The organism is Rhizobium sp. BK312, assembly GCF_014193605.1.
In the GTDB taxonomy this organism is placed as follows: Bacteria; Pseudomonadota; Alphaproteobacteria; order Rhizobiales; family Rhizobiaceae; genus Rhizobium.
In genome coordinates this window covers 1-1,048 of record NZ_JACHZP010000026.1, presented here as the reverse complement: position 1 = coordinate 1,048, position 1,048 = coordinate 1, and the positions used below count along the sequence as shown (strand labels likewise).

Annotated in this window: 2 protein-coding genes; both read right to left on the bottom strand. The window is 61.1% G+C overall.

All coding sequences use genetic code 11. The features are described from left to right. On the bottom strand, nucleotides 1-318 hold a 318-nt coding region (locus FHT85_RS30340), incomplete at its 3' end, for a dihydrodipicolinate synthase family protein (protein WP_183775118.1). Nucleotides 319-406: 88 nt separating this feature from the next. After that, on the bottom strand, nucleotides 407-1,048 hold a 642-nt coding region (locus tag FHT85_RS30335), incomplete at its 5' end, for a FadR/GntR family transcriptional regulator (protein ID WP_162711776.1).

Sequence of the window (1,048 nt, the reverse complement as noted above, 5' to 3'; positions counted from 1 at the left end):
GGCTGAAGCACCGATCGAGGCAGCATCCTTCGCCATCTGGACCGCCTCGCGCAATGAACGGCCAATCGCCGCCGTCACCGGCGCCTTGCCGTCGACGCCGGATATCGCAGCTTCGTGGACGCGGCGGATTTCCCCCGGCGTCAGCGCATAGAATTCGCCCGTATTGCCCGCTGCGACGATGTTGTGAATCCCGGCAGCCGCTACCCGCTGATAGACCTGAGCGGTGACGCGCGGTTCCACCTCGCCACTTCCATCATAGGCCGTGACCGGAACACCGGAGACGCCGGTCAGCACCTGCCGCATGGTTTCAATGCTCATCTTCCTACCCTGACCCTTTATCATCCATCGAGACGCAAACGAGGAGACGGAAAGAAGCCATCACCTCGCCTTCGCCTCATCCAATTCCCTATACGCCCTGGAACATGCGGGCGCGTGCATTCAAGATATGTCGCTTCATGGCATCGTGCGCTTCGGTCTCCTGCCGCGCGAAAATCGCCTGCACGATGACGGCATGCTCATCCTGAACACTGCGGATCTGTTCTGGCGTCCGCTTGAGGCTGAGGCTGCGGGTCACGGAATGACCGATGGCGAAGTGCGGCTTGAACAATTCGCGAGCAGAGACATGGAATTGATTGCCGGTGGCGACCGCAATGGCATCGTGCAGTTCCTGATCTTCTTCAGCGCCAAGTCGGCCCTCGCGAAGACACTGCTCGATCTTCTGCAGCGCCGCCGTGATCCGCTCCTTGTCATCAGCCTGCCAGTTGCGCGCAGCAAGCTCGGCGGCCTCCGCCTCCAGCCCGGCGCGAAATTCGAAGAAGCGCTGGACATCGGCGAGCGATCCTACAGGCACCATTTTCAGGACCGAGGAATCCGGCCTTTGCCTAACATAGGAACCTGACCCCTTGCTTGAAACGACCAAACCATCTGCACGCAGCCGCTCCAGAGCGTCGCGCACAACAGGCCGTGACGCGCCGAACATTTCCGCGAGCTTGGCTTCCGCCGGCAACCGCTCGTTCACAGGAAAGGTTCCATCCGCAATCATCGCGAC